Below are 16,686 nucleotides of genomic sequence, written 5' to 3'. Positions count from 1 at the left end.
GATTTGCAGCCACCTCCGAACGCAAGGTTATTTGGGGGGCTTTTTTAGTCGGCAGCCTGAGCGTTGCGGGTCTTTTCTTCCGGATAAGCCATGAAATAATAATTGAGCGACTTCTCGAACTGCCCCACAAACTCAGCGCGGGTGAAAGGCTGCTGTCCGGCCAGCCACCGCGCCATCGTGGACACGTGCAGGCGGCCCTCGCACACGAGCAACTCATATATCTGTTCGGGCCGCGTGCCATAGCAATCGGAGGCGCCGAGGCCGTGCTCAAAAATGATAACCGGCCGGCTCCGCTGAATGGTTTTTACCGCGCCCTGCAATACCTCCAGCTCCGCTCCTTCCACATCAATCTTTATTAGATCGATGCGCGTGCTGGGAGGCAAAATCTGATCAAGCGGCTGTTTCTTCACCGTAATCAAGGTGTCTACTTCATCGGCCTTGTCGTATTTGCGCTTCACAAAGCCGCTATACGCCGGATTGGTGAGCACATAGTTGAAGGACGTTTCGCCGGTCATGTTGCTGAGGCCTAGCTGGTAGAAGTGGCAGTTGGGGTAGCCCGCAAAGTGTGTGGTCAGCTTCTCGTATAAATCCGGAATGGGCTCGAAACCATAGTGTTGGCCCTGGGGGGCATATTTAAGCATCAACTCCAGCACTTCGCCCTTGTGGCAGCCCACATCCACGCAGTTTGCCTGCGGGTGGCACACCGCCCGCAGCACCCGCTCCGTGTCGCGGTCATATTGCTGGTTTTTAGTGAAAGCAATAGGTAAGCGTTTTATAATCTTTTTGGCCAACTCCTTCATGAAAGGGCTCTGAAACTATCGTAGGTAATAAGTAAGGGGCAAAAGTAAACAACTATACCATGCCTGCCCTTACCTCCTGGTTTGGGGTGAAGACGGGAGGCTACCGCTTCGCCATAGCCCTAATACGTTATTGAATTTATTAAGTCGCGCGGCCACCAAACGGATACTCCAGCCATAACCTTCTACTTTCGCGGTGCCGGTTGTTTTAGTTTCTCTGCTTTGGTAAAATTCGATACGCTCTCCATTCTCATTCCCGTCTACAACGAGGCTCGCACCATCACGCAGGTGCTCGATACGTTGCGTGAGGTGGAGTTGGCGGGAAATATTAAGAAGGAAATCATTCTGATTGACGACTGCTCTACCGATGCCTCCGCGGCGCTTATCACTGCTTATGCCACACGCCATCCGGCGCTGAGGCTGCACTTACTACAGCACACAGCCAACCAAGGAAAAGGCGCGGCTCTGCACACCGGCATCCGGGAGGCCACCGGCGACTACATTATCATTCAGGATGCCGACCTCGAATACGACCCCGCCGACTACAACGCCCTAATCGAGCCGGTAGTACGCGGCTTTGCCGACGTGGTGTATGGCTCCCGCTTTATGGGGGGCAAACCGCACCGGGTACTGTTCTTCTGGCACAGCATCGGCAACGCGGTGCTCACCTTTCTCTCCAACATGTTCACTGACCTGAACCTGACGGACATGGAAACCGGCTACAAGCTGTTTCGGCGCGACATCCTTCAGGGCCTGTCGCTCCATGAAAAGCGGTTTGGCTTTGAGCCCGAGGTAACCGCCAAAATGGCGCGCGTTCCCGGTATCCGCATTTACGAGGTCGGTATCAGCTACTATGGACGGACGTACGCCGAGGGCAAAAAAATCAGCTGGCGCGACGGGCTCTGGGCGCTGTGGTGCATTCTTCGGTACGGCCTGATAAAATAGAAAAGCAATCAAAGCCAACTATTTTGATATCAGCAATTTACACCGAAGACGGCTTCGTGCCGAGCTCTTAGGCAAGCCAGACTACTCAAGTAGTATTAGCGACACATCATCAATATACACCGGCACCTCCGCAGTTGCGCGCCATAAGAACACTCTTATTTCGTGGCTGTAGGCAATGTTTTCCGGCAGCTTAATTGTCTTCTCGGCCTTTACCCAAGTTCTATAATCATTTATCATGTTGGTAAGAACAATACCATCTTCAAATATTTTCTCTCCAGTCACGGGGTCCAGTATTTGAAGTTGATAATGAGCTGTGGCTTTATTACTAGGAAGATATGCCCAGCAAGACAGTTTTACTTTATAGGGCTTACGGGCACTTACTTTTCCCAGAAAGTTTCTGAATCCCATGCTGTACTCCTGCGCCTTATCAACCTTGATCGAGTACTTCCCACTATGTGCTTGCTCCGCATTAAGAGAGCCATTAGCTGGAATCCAGCCATCAAAGGCCTCAAAATCATTGGTCATTATATAATTGGCGTTCTTATCATCCTGATTATCAGAGCCGGAGCAGGCAGCGATTAGTGGTAGCAGTAGCAGCAGTAAATATTTTCTCATAAGGTCAAACTGCTAGAGTCGGATTAGGTACTAATGGGAGAAGCAATAAAGTCACAGCTCTTCACAGCTAGCTGTTCTTAGAGCTGTGAAGAGCTGTTTTTTATCATCAAAACTACCTATTCTTCCTAAATAACCTGAGGCTGCTGGAGAGCCGCACGGATGTTTCTTTCTGTATCTTCGCGGCTCTTTGATAGGTGTGTCGCAGTGCTCGTCTCCTTATTTTATGCACTACCGTCCTGGCTTCCGAGCCGCTACTTTAGCCAGTAATACTAGTACTAGTAGTTTGTATCCTGCTTCCTCAGCAGGTTTTTTTTCGCCTACAAATGGGCTCCTACTGCTCTTGCTGGCGCTTGCCTATTTTCCCCTGTATTATGACCTAGGCCGTCATCCAATTCAACTTTGGGATGAGTCGCGGCAGGCAGTGAATGCCGTGGAAATGCTGCGCAGTGGCAATTGGCTGGTAACACACTTTGAGGGCCAACCCGACTTATGGAACACGAAGCCCCCACTGCTGATATGGCTGCAGGCGCTTAGTCTATACTTTTTCGGGTTTTCTGAGTTAGCCGTGCGTCTACCTACTGCCTTGGCTACGGGTGGTACCATCCTGATAGTTTACTTTTTTGCAGCTCGTACCTTACGCCGTCCCTTAGTGGGTTTTTTAGCTGGTCTGGTATTAGTTACTAGCTTAGGGTATGTACGATTGCATGTAGCCCGCACCGGCGACTACGATGCCCTTCTTACTTTCTTTCAGACCCTACTCTGGAGCAGCCTATATCGCTATTTGGTTGCCGGTCGTAAGCGCGAGGCTGCGTTGTTGGCTGTAGCCATTACAGGGGCAATTCTGACAAAAGGCGTGGCAGGTGTATTAGGTCTGCCAGCGCTATTCGTATATGTGCTGTACCGACGGCGGCTAGGGTGGCTGTTACGTCAGCCAAGTTTCTATATGGCAGCGGGCAGCACCGTGCTGATAGTAGCAGGGTACTACGGTCTTCGCGAATGGGCGGCTGCTGGCTACTGGGCGGCGGTGCAGCAGAACGAACTTGGGGGCCGTTTCGATACAGTATTGAGTGGTCATCAGCATCCCTCGGATTACTATATTTTAGCCATGCAGGAACTGCGCTTTACCCCTTGGCATTGGGTGTTGCTACCAACGCTGGTGTTGGCATGGAGCCAGTCCCGTCGTCCGTTGCAGCACGCTGTGGTGCTACTGGCCTTGTTCAGTATAGTTTGGCTCGTTGTCATTAGCAATGCACAAACAAAGCTTGAGTGGTATGATGCACCTGTATATCCAGCTCTCAGCTTGTTAGTAGGCTTGGGCCTTTGGTGGCTGGGGCGCGCAGTAGTTCTAACCTACTTTGCTACACCACACAGCAAGTGGTTAGGGGCGTCAGCACTGCTAATCTTTGTTTTTTATGCGCCCTACCAACGAGTACTGGAGCAAATAAGAGAGTACCGATATAGCGACTATGGCCTTGGGCCTAATGCTCGTATTGGCAGCTACCTCCGGCAGCTACATCATGATCAGCCGTTAGCCGACAGCCTACAGGTGCTTTACCCCGGCGGTTATGATGCCCGGCTTACCTATTATCAACTTACGTCTACGCAGCGTTTTCAGAAGCACGTAACTATAATATCACCCGGAGCGCAAAAAACCCTGCGCCCACGCCAAGTAGTAGTAGTATGTGACCCGAATGAGGCGCTGCGCCTCGATTCGCTATACCAAACTGTGCCTTTGCACAGCGCTGAAAACTGCAATACGCTGTTGATTTTACGGTCCCGCTAAAGCTTATGGGGTTTAAGGCTCAACGCTTAGTTTCACATCATCCAAGTAAGCCGGAGCAGTAGCACTAGCCCGCCATAAATAGATTCGGACCTGATCCATAGGATCTAAGACTGTAGGTAGGGTCAACACCTTGCTTACCTGCTCCCAGGAATTGACCTTGTTGATGTCAATCTTCTCGTAGAAAACACTGGTCTGATCAGCTCGTGTGATTTGAAAAACTAGAGCTGCAGCGCTTGGCGCAGTCAGATACCCCCAAGCTGTTAGACGCACTTTATCAAAACGCTTAGGCGAGAGGCGGGCTAATTGATTCGTGTACGTCTGGCTGAACTCCATATTTTGGTCAACTTTAATCGAGTATTGACCGGTATGCGCTTTCTCTTTATTCAGTGACGGGTTCTCAGCTACCCACCCTTCAAAGTCCTCGAAGCTGGTAGTGAATAGCACCCGATCAGCAGCAACTTCAGGAATCTTTTCCTTTGTCTTATTAGCATCATGCGAGCAAGCAGTCATTAAGAGAGCAAGGGCAATCCAAGTAGTCAGACGAGGCATAAATGAGGTGAGTATACAAAAACGCAGTTTGAAGCAAATATAGACCGATATGCCACAACTGTAGCTGAAGGCTATCGGTCCCAATTCTGTAGTTTTGTTGCCATTCGCTGTTCTCTAGCCGCCTCATTTAACTAGCTAACAGCTTTTGTTCTCCTACTTTTTCTTGTGATTTCATTGAATGAATCTATCTCGTCGAAATGCGCATTGGCTTGGCATGGCTGGGGTTGGGCTAGCTGCTGCCGGTTTACTCACTGTGCTTTTCTCCTTTGTCCTAGCTAACCCTAATGACTATTTCTTTCTCGCAGCTGGCGATGGACTTCAGAGCTATTATGTTACTGCCTTTTATGCTTTCTATGACGCTGGCATTCACTTCAGCGGAATGAACTATCCCTTTGGGGAAAACTTCACTTATCCTAATTTACAGCCACTCATTGCGTTGTTTATTAATGGGTTGCATCGCATGGGTTTGCCAGCTGCTGAGCGCACCATAGCCATCACCAATCTAGCGGCGCTATTGGGCGTGTGGCTTACTCCGCTGGTTATATATGCTATTTTGCGGCGTTTGCATATGCCAATTTTGTATGCTGGCCTAATGGCTTTGCTGATCGGTTTTTTATCGCCCCAAATCCAGCGCTTGGGTGCGCATATGTCGTTAAGCTACCCTTGCTTCGTGCCGATATTATGGTACTGTATTTTACGGATGCAGGAGGCTCCGCGCCAGTTCAGGTGGTATATTCTGTTTGGAGTAAGCAGCCTATTGATGGGACTAGTTCAGGTGTACTTTTTGGCCTGTGGTTGCTTTTTCCTTTTGGCCCACGTGCTTGTACTGAGCTTTCAACGTCCGCGCCCTATAGCATTGCTATGGCGTATGGCTTTAGCTGCACTATTGCCCTTGGTGCTCTTTCGAAGCTGGCTCTGGCTTACAGACTATGTCACTGACCGTCCACCGAATCCTTACGGCTTTCTCGTATACAAGGCAACGCCTAGCGGCGTATTTACCCCAGCCTTATCGCCCATGCGCGAGGTGTGGACGGCACTATTACCTGCCGGTGATATTAGCTTCGAGGGCATGTCCTATGTAGGGCTAGTAGCTACTGGGGTACTACTCGTTTCGGGTATGCGTGTGGCACAACACGTGTGGAAGCGGCGCGGCCATAAGTTACGCCTCCGACGCGCAATGCCTACGCCTTTGTATACAGCGCTTTGGGCGTCGGGCCTGCTATTGATTTTCTCCTTCGGAATACCCTTTATTTTCCCAATGTTCTCGGGCTTAGAAAAGTATCTAGGTCCGTTGAAGCAACTACGGGCCTTAGGGCGTTTTGCCTGGCCCTTCTATTTTGTCTTTACTACCTACACAGCTTACTACTTATATCGTCTGTGGCGGTATCAGCGACAACGCAAAGTAGCGGTGCTGGCATTACCCTGGCTACCGCTGTTGCTGTTATTATGGGCTGGAGAAGCCTGGATAAATATTGCCACAAAAGCGAAGGAAGTAGCTCAGGGGGCCGGCGCACGTGCCTACATGAGCCGCGAGAATAATCTACTGGTTCAGCATTTGAGTTGGGCGAGCCGCCAGCCCAGCGATTTTCAGGCTATTCTCCCGTTGCCTTATTTTAATAATGGCAGTGATAAGATTGCTTTACCCGGCTCAGAATCTTCTATAGCCCAGGTTTATAAACTATCAATTGCAACAGGCTTGCCCCAATTGTCCAGCTACATGCCTCGGGCTTCTGTAGGGCAGGTGCTGCAGCACGTGCAATTGCTGAGTAGCCCATTGCTGGATAAGGACTTAGTGAGCCATTTCCCTTCACCTAAGCCTATACTGCTTTTGGTAGCTGAGGGCGTGCTATCGCCGGCTGAGCAGCGCTTGGTAAGCTTGGCCCGTCCCCTTATCTCATCGCCTGAGGTGAAGCTGTATGAATTATCGTTGGCGGCTTTAACAGCAACAACTCGGGCCCAGGAAAAGGCCAAGGCCGCCAATCTGCTGCCTACACTGCCAGTGCGTGCCAATGGGGTGCGGGCAACCACCTCAAAAGGTGTATTTCTGCAATCCTTCGATACTAGTCCCGATCGTCGGGGACGGCTGGGAGCTGGAGCTTTTTACGAGCCAGCAGAGAAATTCTCCATCCTATATGATGGCCCCGTTCCCGCACCAGCCGATACGGGCCGCTATGAAGTCAGCGTCTGGATACATGGCAAAATGGATGAAGGGTACGGCAATATGCAGGTAAAGCAATATGCTGATGGCGCTTTAATAGATCACCAATTAGCTGATGCCCGGTTAAGCACTGATATTGATGGCGACTGGGTGCGGGTGGCGCTCCCTATTCGAGTAAAACCACGAGTAGACCGCTTAGAGGTGTTGTATGACAATAGCGAATTGCTCGTTGATGACTTGCTTATTCGACCGCTGGATACAGATGTGTACTGGTATGACGAGCAGCGCCGTTTAATCTTAAATGGTTACAGCATAGAGCCTTGAACCCCCACTTGCTATTATAACTATACTTGGTATTATAGGTGGTAACTCTTAGTCATAAACTGATAACTACCTTTGTATCCATTGTGTCTATTGACGTAGCTTACTAGAACCTTCCACATTATCTATCTTTTGCTTAGCCTCCCACCACAACATGGATTTAGCTTATGAAGTCACTTATCACCAATTAGAAGAGCAAAATTGGTGGTTTGCCAGTCGCCGAGACATGGTTTTTGATATAGTAAAGCACCTAAAACTCCCTTCTACTGCTCCTATTCTTGAAATAGGTTGCTCTGGGGGCCTTTGTTGCTGGCATTACGTGCGGCAGGCTATAAGCATCTAAAGGGGATTGATGTAAGTGAGAAAGGCATCACACTTGCTCAGGAACGAGGGTTGACAGATGTCGCTGTAATGGACGGCGCGCACTTAAGCTTTCCGGACGCTTCATTCGACTTAGTCATTGCCTCTGACGTACTTGAGCACATAGAAGATGAAGCGCAAGCTCTACGCGAGTGGCGTCGGGTGCTTCGTCCAGGTGGCCGCCTACTGGTTTTTGTTCCGGCCCATCAATACTTGTGGAGCCGGCATGACGAAGTAAATCATCACTTTCGCCGTTACTCGGCCAAGTCACTGCGTACGGCCATTACAAAGGCTAGCTTACGGGTCGAACGCCTAGCATTCTGGAATTTCACTTTGTTTTTCCCGACTGCTATGGTCCGCCTGATGCAGCGGGTATTACCAAAACCTGAAGGCCCGATTACGGGCGACCTGGTTCCTTTACCACCCTTGGCTAATACGGGGTTGCTTCGCTTAATAAAGGCTGAAAACAGGTTGCTGCGGGTTTTAAATTTTCCTGTTGGGGTAAGCGTCTTTGCTCTGGCGCAGAAGGCGGAATAACTTTACAAGCATCTCAACATTTTGAAAAACAGATATTTAACACCTTCTACCAAGTAGGTTTAACCTTCTTACTATCCGCATAGCGCTCGTTTTGGCACTTACTCGCTTCCTACCTCCGACTACCTGACTTATGGACTTATCTATTATTGTTCCCATCTATAACGAAGAGTCAAACATTGAAGCCCTCTACAAGCGGTTGCGCAGCGTGATCGACCCAATGGCTGTGCAATACGAGTTCATTTTTATTAATGATGGCTCGCGCGACCGCTCCTTAACTTTAATTCATGATTTAACGGCTAGCGACCCGCAGGTTCGCTACATTGATTTCAGTCGTAATTTTGGTCACCAGATTGCCGTCACTGCTGGCTTAGACTTAGCAGCAGGCGCGGCTGTGGTAATCATTGATGCTGACTTGCAGGATCCTCCCGAGTTAATTCCTAAGCTGTACCAAAAGCTACAGGAGGGCTATGAGGTAGTATATGCCAAGCGTCGCTCACGCAAGGGGGAAAGCGCTGCCAAGAAGTTCACAGCCAGATTATTTTATCGGGTATTGGCTAGTATTACGCACATATCCATTCCAGTAGATACGGGAGATTTTCGCATTATCTCACGTAAAGTGGTGAATGCGTTGAAGCAAATGCCCGAACAAAACAAGTTTATCAGGGGGCAAATTTCCTGGATTGGCTACCGTCAAACCTATCTAGAATATGATCGGGCCGAGCGGGCAGGTGGGGCAACTGGCTACACGTATCGCAAAATGATCCGCCTGGCATTAGATGGTATTACTGGCTTCTCAGATGCGCCTTTGAAAGCAGCAACCATAGGCGGATTTATCGTGTCGGGAGTTGCCTTTTTGGTAATGGTGTATACGCTTTATGCCCGATTTATAACCAAAGATTACGAACCTGGTTGGTCGTCTCTCATGGTAAGCATTCTGTTTATGGGTGGCATTCAGTTAATAGCCATCGGTATAATCGGAGAGTACATCGCTAGGCTAAGCGCGAACGTAAGGCAACGACCTCTGTACATCATCTCTGACACTAATATCCCACTGGAAGAAGTTCCCACTCCAACAATGCCTTTAGCTCCGCATAATAGCTAGTAGGGGCAATTCATTAATTCGAGAACCCTTCTAATAAGCTGTTTTCTATGAAACCGGCTCACTTTAAACGCTCCAGCATTCGCTCCAGCTCTTCCAAAGTCGTTTCGCGGAAAGCTAGGGCTTCGGTGGCGTGGCGGCCGGTCGTGGTTTCGCGCAGGGCCACGAATGGCACATCGTTTTGATAGCGGATGCCAATGAGGACGGCGCGCTTATTAGCCGGCACATTTCGGAAAGCATAGCCTCCTTCTTCCGGCTGACCAGTTATCAAGGTTTTGGCCTCCCGAAACACGAGATAAACACTAGTGCCGGGGTCGGTATCGGCAGTAGCGAGAAGGTCGGTGGAGGGGTTGCCGGTAGCGTGCCACACCCGGTCACAGTTGAGCCAGCCGAGTTGGGCGCTGCTGAATAAGTAACGGTCAGTGGGCTCCGCTTTAAAGCTGGGCTCACTGGGGGCATTTCTTCGTTGGCCAGCACCATCGTTGAGTCAGGCGTGGCTTCTGTATTGGCAGTACTATCGAGCGACGAGGCCAACCCTGCGTAGAAGGCAAAGCGCACAGGCAGCACCATTTTTACTTTCACGGCTTTGCCAGCTTGCAATCCGGGTTTCCAGCTGCCGGAGGTTTGGCGCAGCACGCGCAACAGTTCCTCGTCGCAGCCGTCGCCGATGCCGCGCACAATCTTGGGATTTACCACGCGGCCGGCCTCATCTACCACAAAAGCGGCAAAAACCAGCCCTTGGGTTTGATTAGCAATGGCTTGCTTAGGGTACCGAATAAGCTTATTGATATCGGCCGGGCCTTTGCCGTAGGCGGGCATCTTTTCGGGCTCCGTATAGAATTTTTCTTCCGCTGGCTCTGCCTCTGGAGTAAGCGCTACCCATCGTAGCAGCTTGCGGCGGTCGCCCAGCCCACGCGAAAGGCGCATTCCAGGCTGGCGGCGCGGGGCGGGCATATCAATCTGAATTGTTTGCCCTTCGGCCACCCGCAACGGCTGTCCTTGAGCCGATGCCTGCACCAGCACAATGCCACCCGTTTCGAGCAGGTCGTTATTGTCGGAAACGGTGGAGAGGTTGGAGAGCAGAATATCGGCCATGGAGTAGCATTCCTTCAACTCAACCCACACGGGGCCACGAGCTGGGGCTTGCTTTTCTGTCACTAAGGAGCCGGCCGGAATCCGCACAATAGTGCCTTCGCGACCATGCACTTCACTGGCTTGTGTAGGGTCAATGCGAAAATACTCGCTGGCTTTCAGCGTGATATCGTGCAGCTCCGCTTCGGGTGGCGGGGGCACACCGGGGGGCAATTTGATAACGCCGCGCAAGCTCCGGCCGCTTAGTAGTGGCGCATTGGGGTTGGTACGCTTGGCCAAGCGGTGCCAAGACCCAGATGTAGTGTCCAGTGGGGTAGCTGCCGGAATGGTATCCAAAAAATCCTCAGCCAGCTCTGGTTCTGATGCTTCAGTTACAGCCGGCTTGTCGCGCTGACACGCACTTGCCATCAATAAAAAGCCAGCCAGGCCGAGGATTTTTGGTATGCGGACCATTAGAAAGAGCAGCTTATAAACAACGAGAATGGCGTAGGATGGGAGGGTAAATCGTCCTACAAAAAAGCCCCCCAAATAACCTATTACAGATTCTTCAATATAAAATCGGTCATCTGGCGGTAGAGGTGCAGGCGCGTGTTGCCACCCGAAATACCGTGGTTGCGGTTGGGGTAGTACAGCGTCTGATAGTCTTTATTGGCTTTCACCAGCGCATCGGTCCAGGCTACAGAGTTCTGGAAATGCACATTGTCGTCGCCGGTACCGTGCACCAGTAAGTACTTGCCTTTCAGCTGCTCTGCAAACTGTACGGGCGAGTTGTCGTCGTAGCCGCCGGGGTTTTCCTGGGGCGTTTTCAGGAAACGCTCGGTGTACACGGTGTCGTAGTAGCGCCAGTTGGTAACGGGCGCTACCGAAATGCCGGCCTTAAACAAATCAGCTTCCTTGGTCATGGCCAGAGCCGTCATGTAGCCGCCAAAGCTCCAGCCCCAGATGCCGATGCGGCTTTTGTCTACGTAGGGCAGCGTGCCGAGGTATTTGGCGCCTTCGCCCTGGTCGATGGTTTCGAGCTTACCGAGATTCGCGTAGGTGCTTTTCTTGAATTTTGCCCCCCGGGCACCCGTTCCACGTCCATCCACCGACACCACGATGTATCCGTTTTGGGCCAGCATCTGATGCCAGAGGTAGTTGGTCAAGGCCACGCCACCGCCGGTGTTATCGAGCACGGTTTGGGAGCCGGGGCCGCCGTATACGTGCATGAGCACGGGTATTTCTTGCTAGGATCAAAGTTGGCAGGCTTAATCATCCAGCCGTTGAGCGTGGTGCCTTCAGAGGTTTTGAAGTCGAAGAACTCCACCTTGCCCATGTTGTACTGGCTCAGGGTTTGGCGCAGAGCAGCGTTGTCTTCCAACACCTTTACCAGTTTTCCGTCCTGGCCATTTCGCAGGCTTACGGTAGTAGGCTCGCCGGCGGCAGAGTGGTAGTTAAGGTAGTAGCGGGTATCGGGGCTGATATTTACAACGTCGGTACCGGCGCCTGTTTCGCCCAAGCGGCTTTTGCCTTTACCCTTCAAGCTCACGCGGTATAAGTGGCGCTGCAAGGGCGAAGCTTCGGTGCTGGTAAAATACACTTGCCCGTTTTTCTCATCGAGGCCTTCTATGGCGCCGATTTCCCAGTTGCCTTTGGTCAGCTGCCGGGCCAGCTTGCCCTTCATGTCATACAGGTACAAATGACGGTAACCGTCCTTTTCGCTGCTGAAAATAAATTGCTTGCCGTCGTTGAGGTAGCGCAGGTCATCGGCTACGTCCACGTAAGCCGGGTCAGTATCAGTGAGTACCACCTGGGTTTTACCAGTGGCCGCATCAGCGTGTAGCAGTTCCAGCTTATTCTGCAGGCGGTTCATGCGCTGAATGCTGAGCAGATTGGGCGTTTTGGTCCAGAGCACCCGTGGAATGTACTGATCGGCTTCAGGTCCTACGTCCATCTTGGTGGTGCGGCCGGCCGCTACATCGTGCACCGACACGCTTACGACTGAGTTTTTCTCGCCGGCCTTGGGGTACTTATAGCGGTAGTCTTTGGGGTAAAGCGCGCCCCACTCCTGCATGTTATACTCGGGCACCTGGCTTTCGTCGAAAGTGTAAAAAGCCACCTGCCGGCTATCCGGCGACCAAAAAAAGCCCTGAGCAAAGGAAAATTCCTCTTCATACACCCAATCGGCCGAGCCGTTGATGATTTTGTTCACGACGCCATCAGTGGTCACCGCTTTCTCCTGCATCGTAGCCAGATCCACCACAAACAGGTTGTTGTCGCGGGCGAAGGCTACGCGCTTGCCATCGGGCGAGAAGGTGGCGTAGCTTTGCTTGCCGCCGGCACTCAGGGGGGCTAATTTCTTAGTAGCCCGATCAAACACGAAGTAATTGGCCTTGGAGCTGCGGCGGTAAATCGGCTCTTCGGCAGTCCAGAACAAGATTTTCTGCTCGTCGGCATTGAAGCTGTAGCCATCTACGGCCAAGGGTTCGTTGCTGCCGACTACACGCAGATCCTGAGCTGAAACCAACGTGCTTACCGGCTTGCCAGTGGTCACATCCGACTGTACCAGGTTGCCTTCGCTAAGGGCCGAGTAGTAGCGGCCGTCGCGCATCCAGTTGAAGCCGGGTACGGAACGAGCCCGGAAGGTGGGCTTTGACCAGATATCTTCGAGGGTAATGGCTTGTTTTTGCTGGGCAACGGCCTGGGGGCAATTTGGGGTATTAATGCAGGACTGGCCGTGGTGAGCAACAAGGCCAGCCCGAAAGAGCGAAACTTCATAGAGTGAAATAAAAAGACGGCGGAGTTATGTGGGTTAAAGGTATTCAATAAATCAAAGTGGTGGTAAAATTTGGACCCTGGGGGCAATTTGGATTAAAGTAGCCGACACCACTCCGATGATTGCGTACTAGCATCTGCGTTAGGCGCGTTAGCATTCGCCCGCCATCCCCGACCTTTGCTGCCTATGCGTCTGTCTCTGTTTCTTCTGTCGCTGCTGAGCTTGCTGGCAGCCTGCACCCCTGACCCCAGCTCCGGCCCGCGGATTGACTTTGTTGGCAACAGCCGCTTCGTGAGTAACGACCGCCTCGTGACGGCCCCCGGCGATACGCTTTCCACGCGCATCTTCACCGATAACCGCGACTCAGCCAACGGGCCGCTGCTCCAGCGCCTGCTCATCACGGTGAAGTACGAGCCCCAGTCGGTTCCCTTCGTCTACGCCAGCCCCTACGACCCCAATCTGGCTCCTAAGGATAGCGTGGTGTATCTCGACTCCTTGCTTACAGTTCGCAAGCTCGCCTACCAGTTCACTTTTGGTACGCGCACTACTTCAGGCCGCGAAACGTGGCGCTTTGAGGTCACCGATGCTGATGGCAACAAAGCCAGTCGCCGTTTCCAGCTCACGACCCGCAAAACCGACTCACTGACTGTTACTTACCATGAATACATTACCCGCCTGCAAGCGCCCACGTCACAACGCACGCTGAGCTTTCTGGACCTGGATGCAGGCTTACTGTTCCCTAATAGCGCTGTGCGCACCAATCCTGTTGTTCAGCAGCGCGTCGATGTACTGTACTTTCCCTCATCCGGCAACGCGCCTATTCTTGTTACACCCGCCGAGCCGTTGTTTACTGCAAACGGTATCTTAGGCATCAGGGCGTGGCCGGCAAGAAACCAGACCATCCTCAAGCAAACCCAGCTTCTTCCTACCGCCTTTGCTGGCGCTACCAATCCACAAGCCCTTACCACCGCTTTCGACAACGGACAGAACACAACCGTCACGCGCACCGCACCGCTGGCCCTCAACCAGGTATTTGCCTTTCGCACTACTGGGGGGCAAACTGGATTGATACTAGTGGAGAAACTCCCGACCTCCGACCGCCCCACCGTCGATTTGCGCGTGCGCGTTACCAAGCAGCAGCCTTAATACTTGCCGAGACATGGGTGAATGACAATCTGGTCTGAGCGAATGCCAAGACAGGCATTGCAATTCTTAACTAAGCAAGAATACCCCAAAAGGCACGAGCCGGACCCGTAAGCACGGGTCCGGCTCGTGCCTTTTGGGGTGGTAGGACTACTCTAATATGGTTATTTCCAAATCGTCGACATAAGCGGGCTCAATACCGCCGTTATTCCAAGCGTACACAAATATCTGAGTGTCGTAGGTAGCTTCGGGAGGCAACGTAATGTCAGCATATCGTCTGATCCAGCGGCCATACTTCTGATCTTTTCCAAAAGTTACGCCCTCCCAAATCAGCTTAGTCCCATTCGTAGGATTAACTAGTTCGGTTACCAGTACGGGGTTAGAGTTTTTGGTGGGAAGCAGCCCCCACGCCGCCACCCGGATTTTGTTGGGCCGAACTTTACTGAATTTACCTAACATGTTAGAGTAGCTCATGCTGTAATTCAGGCCTGGTCCCACCTTTAGCGCGGTAGTACCGGAGTGCGCGGCCTCCTGTGTCAGGCTCCCTGCCGTTTCCGCAGGTATCCATCCCTCCAAGTTCTCAAAGTCATTATGAGCAACTACGTTGCCCTGGGGAGCTTCCGGTTTTTTCTTTGAACAGGCACTTAGCAGGCTGCAGAGGAATAGAACACAAAGGGGAAATCGCATAAAATGTAGAAAGGGAAATACGGGGAACCGGATGGCTATTCAGTTAAAATCAGGCCCGCAAAATAGAGCGTTTTCTTAGTTGAAAACAAAAAAAGCCAGGCTAGCTGCCTGTTGATAATATATTTGTGACCACTCTTACTATCCATCCTGACCAAAACGTCTTCGATTCTCACTACCCAACGGCGCTATTCAATCATCTATTTTCTTGTATGCTTTCTTCCCCCGAAACAGGCTTACCCTCTTCTGCTGATCCTTGGCCGCGCTGGTTGCCCCACTTGCTATTGCTACTGCTGCTGCCATTAATTTTCTACTCATTATTCTATCAATTAGGGGTCAATCCTATTCCTATGTGGGATGAAGGCCGCTTAGCTGTAAACGCAGCTGAGATGGATCTGAATAACAACTGGCTAGTAACATATTTTGGCGGCGCACCTGATATGTGGAATACGAAGCCGCCTCTTATGATCTGGCTAGAGGTGCTTTCCTTACGCCTGTTTGGCTATTCTAACACTGCCCTCCGATTGCCATCGGCCTTCGCCGCCCTCGCTACGGTCATCGTGTTGTATGTTTTTGCCCGATTTTATCTACGGCAGATGCTGGGGGCGTTTTTGCCGTCATCGTACTACTCACTTCCGATGGCTATATAGATCAGCATGTTACGCGCACCGGCGATTATGATGCCTTGCTGACCTTTATGCTCACGAGTGCTGCGCTGTTCTTTTTTTGGTATTTAGAATCGGGGCGCCGGGGGCACTCGTGGGCTTTGCCACGGCTATAGCTCTGGCAGCTCTCACCAAAGGGGTAGCAGGTCTGTTTTGGCTACCACCGCTTGTCTTTTATACAGTATGGCGCCGACGCCTTTTCTGGTTGCTGCGGCGCCGGGAGGTATATGTAGCAATGATAGCAGTCATCGCGGTTATTGCCAGCTATTATATAGCCAGGGAGCAGTATAATCCTGGCTACTGGAGAGCGGTGTCAGACAATGAGCTGGGTGGGCGCCTACTGGGCACACTTGACAACCACTCTCACCCTTGGTACTGGTTTATCCAGAATCTTTACGATAGAAGATTTGCCCCCTGGCTGCTGGCGCTGCCGTTTGGCTTGTTCATGCTGGGCATACAGCCACGTGAAACGCTCAGCCATAAGCTAGCCTGGCTAGTGGCGCTACTCTTCGTATTTCATATCACTATCATCAGCACAGCTAAAACAAAGTTGGTGTGGTATGATGCGCCCGTATTTCCTTTGGCCTCCTTAGTTGTGGGATTAGGATTTGGGCGCGCCGCTGAGGTGCTCCTACGCCAGCAGGTCACGCCCTGGAGACGCACTTGCCTTGTTCTCCTGTTCATCGCTGCTTTATTCTTTTATCCTGTTCAGCGCATCGTCGACAAGCTAAATTACCTCCACAGTCTGCGCTTTACTGACAATAACCTGCAGCATGGGTTTCAGATCAAAGCACTACGGGAGCAAGTTCCACAGGCAACTAAATACACCGTCTTTAGTGATCAGAACTACGAGCCAACGATGACATTTTACGCCATAGGAGCTCGCAAAGACTATGGCCACGATGTCACCATTAAGTATCGTTCCGAAGGCTATACTTTACATGTCGGTGAGCTTGTCTTAGTGTGTGGCGAAAGTGACAGAGCCTTCGTGCAGGATCGTTTTGAGACTATCCCCGTACTGCGTGAAAACAATTGTGCAGCATTGTATCTGCAGGCCGTAAAGAAGCCTGAAAGCGAGAAATTGAAGGAAAAGAAGCCGAAAGGGGCAGAGAAATCGAAGGCAGCAAAAGAGAAAAAACCTAAAAATTAGAAGTAATAAAAAGGGCTGCCTCCATAAGTGGAA

Annotated in this window: 16 protein-coding genes; 8 read left to right on the top strand and 8 right to left on the bottom strand. The window is 51.5% G+C overall.

Features of this window, described 5'->3' with window-relative positions; all coding sequences use genetic code 11:
- Positions 1–44 precede the first annotated feature (44 nt).
- The gene (locus H9L05_RS07865) at positions 45–800 is read right to left on the bottom strand and encodes an FkbM family methyltransferase (protein WP_187733695.1); all 756 of its coding nucleotides are present in this window, start codon (positions 798–800) and stop codon (positions 45–47) included.
- 219 nt (positions 801–1,019) lie between these two features.
- Here H9L05_RS07865 and H9L05_RS07860 point away from each other — a divergent pair, with 219 nt between their 5' ends.
- Complete coding sequence (locus H9L05_RS07860; RefSeq protein WP_187733694.1) at positions 1,020–1,742, top strand: glycosyltransferase family 2 protein; 723 nt, start codon at positions 1,020–1,022, stop codon at positions 1,740–1,742.
- Positions 1,743–1,823: 81 nt separating this feature from the next.
- On the opposite strand, the gene H9L05_RS07855 is transcribed toward H9L05_RS07860, so the two are convergent.
- Positions 1,824–2,357, bottom strand: coding sequence for a carbohydrate binding domain-containing protein (locus tag H9L05_RS07855; RefSeq protein ID WP_187733693.1), 534 nt, complete (start codon positions 2,355–2,357; stop codon positions 1,824–1,826).
- Between the two features lie 340 nt (positions 2,358–2,697).
- Between H9L05_RS07855 and H9L05_RS07850 the strand changes: the two genes are divergently transcribed.
- Positions 2,698–4,140: an ArnT family glycosyltransferase gene (locus tag H9L05_RS07850; protein WP_187733692.1), complete on the top strand. Its 1,443-nt coding sequence runs from the start codon at positions 2,698–2,700 to the stop codon at positions 4,138–4,140.
- Between the two features lie 12 nt (positions 4,141–4,152).
- Here the strand turns inward: H9L05_RS07850 and H9L05_RS07845 are convergent, their stop codons facing one another.
- Positions 4,153–4,689 (bottom strand): carbohydrate binding domain-containing protein, encoded by a 537-nt coding sequence (locus H9L05_RS07845; RefSeq protein WP_187733691.1) that lies wholly within the window; start codon positions 4,687–4,689, stop codon positions 4,153–4,155.
- An 868-nt stretch (positions 4,690–5,557) separates the two neighbouring features.
- On the opposite strand from H9L05_RS07845, the gene H9L05_RS07840 reads away from it, so the two are divergent.
- The 3 genes from H9L05_RS07840 to H9L05_RS07830 all read left to right on the top strand — a co-directional run bounded on the left by H9L05_RS07840 (position 5,558) and on the right by H9L05_RS07830 (position 9,167).
- On the top strand, positions 5,558–7,171 hold the full coding sequence (locus H9L05_RS07840) for a hypothetical protein (RefSeq protein WP_187733690.1): 1,614 nt from the start codon (positions 5,558–5,560) through the stop codon (positions 7,169–7,171).
- Positions 7,172–7,471: 300 nt separating this feature from the next.
- Positions 7,472–8,065: a class I SAM-dependent methyltransferase gene (locus tag H9L05_RS07835; protein WP_187733689.1), complete on the top strand. Its 594-nt coding sequence runs from the start codon at positions 7,472–7,474 to the stop codon at positions 8,063–8,065.
- 130 nt (positions 8,066–8,195) lie between these two features.
- Positions 8,196–9,167: a glycosyltransferase family 2 protein gene (locus H9L05_RS07830; protein ID WP_187733688.1), complete on the top strand. Its 972-nt coding sequence runs from the start codon at positions 8,196–8,198 to the stop codon at positions 9,165–9,167.
- 58 nt (positions 9,168–9,225) lie between these two features.
- On the opposite strand, the gene H9L05_RS07825 is transcribed toward H9L05_RS07830, so the two are convergent.
- The 4 genes from H9L05_RS07825 to H9L05_RS07815 all read right to left on the bottom strand — a co-directional run bounded on the left by H9L05_RS07825 (position 9,226) and on the right by H9L05_RS07815 (position 12,846).
- Positions 9,226–9,435: a hypothetical protein gene (locus H9L05_RS07825; protein ID WP_187733687.1), complete on the bottom strand. Its 210-nt coding sequence runs from the start codon at positions 9,433–9,435 to the stop codon at positions 9,226–9,228.
- The gene (locus H9L05_RS23375; protein ID WP_223284807.1) at positions 9,432–10,709 is read right to left on the bottom strand and encodes an energy transducer TonB; all 1,278 of its coding nucleotides are present in this window, start codon (positions 10,707–10,709) and stop codon (positions 9,432–9,434) included. Before H9L05_RS23375 ends, H9L05_RS07825 begins: the two co-directional genes overlap by 4 nt.
- An 83-nt stretch (positions 10,710–10,792) precedes the next feature.
- Positions 10,793–11,464 (bottom strand): alpha/beta hydrolase family protein, encoded by a 672-nt coding sequence (locus H9L05_RS26010; protein WP_317175152.1) that lies wholly within the window; start codon positions 11,462–11,464, stop codon positions 10,793–10,795.
- A complete protein-coding gene (locus H9L05_RS07815) occupies positions 11,398–12,846 on the bottom strand; it encodes a beta-propeller domain-containing protein (RefSeq protein ID WP_317175151.1) in 1,449 nt (482 codons plus the stop codon). Before H9L05_RS07815 ends, H9L05_RS26010 begins: the two co-directional genes overlap by 67 nt.
- A 351-nt stretch (positions 12,847–13,197) precedes the next feature.
- Between H9L05_RS07815 and H9L05_RS07810 the strand changes: the two genes are divergently transcribed.
- Positions 13,198–14,157, top strand: a complete 960-nt coding sequence (locus tag H9L05_RS07810) for a hypothetical protein (RefSeq protein ID WP_187733686.1) — start codon at positions 13,198–13,200, stop codon at positions 14,155–14,157.
- 147 nt (positions 14,158–14,304) lie between these two features.
- On the opposite strand, the gene H9L05_RS07805 is transcribed toward H9L05_RS07810, so the two are convergent.
- Positions 14,305–14,628, bottom strand: coding sequence for a hypothetical protein (locus H9L05_RS07805; RefSeq protein ID WP_187733685.1), 324 nt, complete (start codon positions 14,626–14,628; stop codon positions 14,305–14,307).
- Positions 14,629–15,050: 422 nt separating this feature from the next.
- Between H9L05_RS07805 and H9L05_RS07800 the strand changes: the two genes are divergently transcribed.
- Entirely contained in the window at positions 15,051–15,488 is a 438-nt protein-coding gene (locus H9L05_RS07800; protein ID WP_187733684.1) for an ArnT family glycosyltransferase, read from the top strand.
- A 109-nt stretch (positions 15,489–15,597) separates the two neighbouring features.
- A complete protein-coding gene (locus H9L05_RS07795) occupies positions 15,598–16,653 on the top strand; it encodes a hypothetical protein (protein WP_187733683.1) in 1,056 nt (351 codons plus the stop codon).
- Positions 16,654–16,686: the final 33 nt, after the last annotated feature.

This window comes from Hymenobacter qilianensis, assembly GCF_014489555.1.
Lineage (GTDB): Bacteria > Bacteroidota > Bacteroidia > Cytophagales > Hymenobacteraceae > Hymenobacter > Hymenobacter qilianensis.
This window is presented reverse-complemented; position numbering and strand designations above follow the sequence as displayed.

What these genes read in the sequence shown, in the direction of transcription:
- H9L05_RS07865 (WP_187733695.1), bottom strand. Translation starts at nt 800, where the DNA reads ATGAAGGAGTTGGCCAAAAAGATTATAAAACGCTTACCTATTGCTTTC.
- H9L05_RS07855 (WP_187733693.1), bottom strand. Translation starts at nt 2,357, where the DNA reads ATGAGAAAATATTTACTGCTGCTACTGCTACCACTAATCGCTGCCTGC.
- H9L05_RS07845 (WP_187733691.1), bottom strand. Translation starts at nt 4,689, where the DNA reads ATGCCTCGTCTGACTACTTGGATTGCCCTTGCTCTCTTAATGACTGCT.
- H9L05_RS07840 (WP_187733690.1), top strand. Translation starts at nt 5,558, where the DNA reads ATGGCTTTAGCTGCACTATTGCCCTTGGTGCTCTTTCGAAGCTGGCTC.
- H9L05_RS07830 (WP_187733688.1), top strand. Translation starts at nt 8,196, where the DNA reads ATGGACTTATCTATTATTGTTCCCATCTATAACGAAGAGTCAAACATT.
- H9L05_RS23375 (WP_223284807.1), bottom strand. Translation starts at nt 10,709, where the DNA reads ATGGTCCGCATACCAAAAATCCTCGGCCTGGCTGGCTTTTTATTGATG.
- H9L05_RS26010 (WP_317175152.1), bottom strand. Translation starts at nt 11,464, where the DNA reads ATGCACGTATACGGCGGCCCCGGCTCCCAAACCGTGCTCGATAACACC.
- H9L05_RS07815 (WP_317175151.1), bottom strand. Translation starts at nt 12,846, where the DNA reads ATGCGCGACGGCCGCTACTACTCGGCCCTTAGCGAAGGCAACCTGGTA.
- H9L05_RS07810 (WP_187733686.1), top strand. Translation starts at nt 13,198, where the DNA reads ATGCGTCTGTCTCTGTTTCTTCTGTCGCTGCTGAGCTTGCTGGCAGCC.
- H9L05_RS07805 (WP_187733685.1), bottom strand. Translation starts at nt 14,628, where the DNA reads ATGAGCTACTCTAACATGTTAGGTAAATTCAGTAAAGTTCGGCCCAAC.
- H9L05_RS07800 (WP_187733684.1), top strand. Translation starts at nt 15,051, where the DNA reads ATGCTTTCTTCCCCCGAAACAGGCTTACCCTCTTCTGCTGATCCTTGG.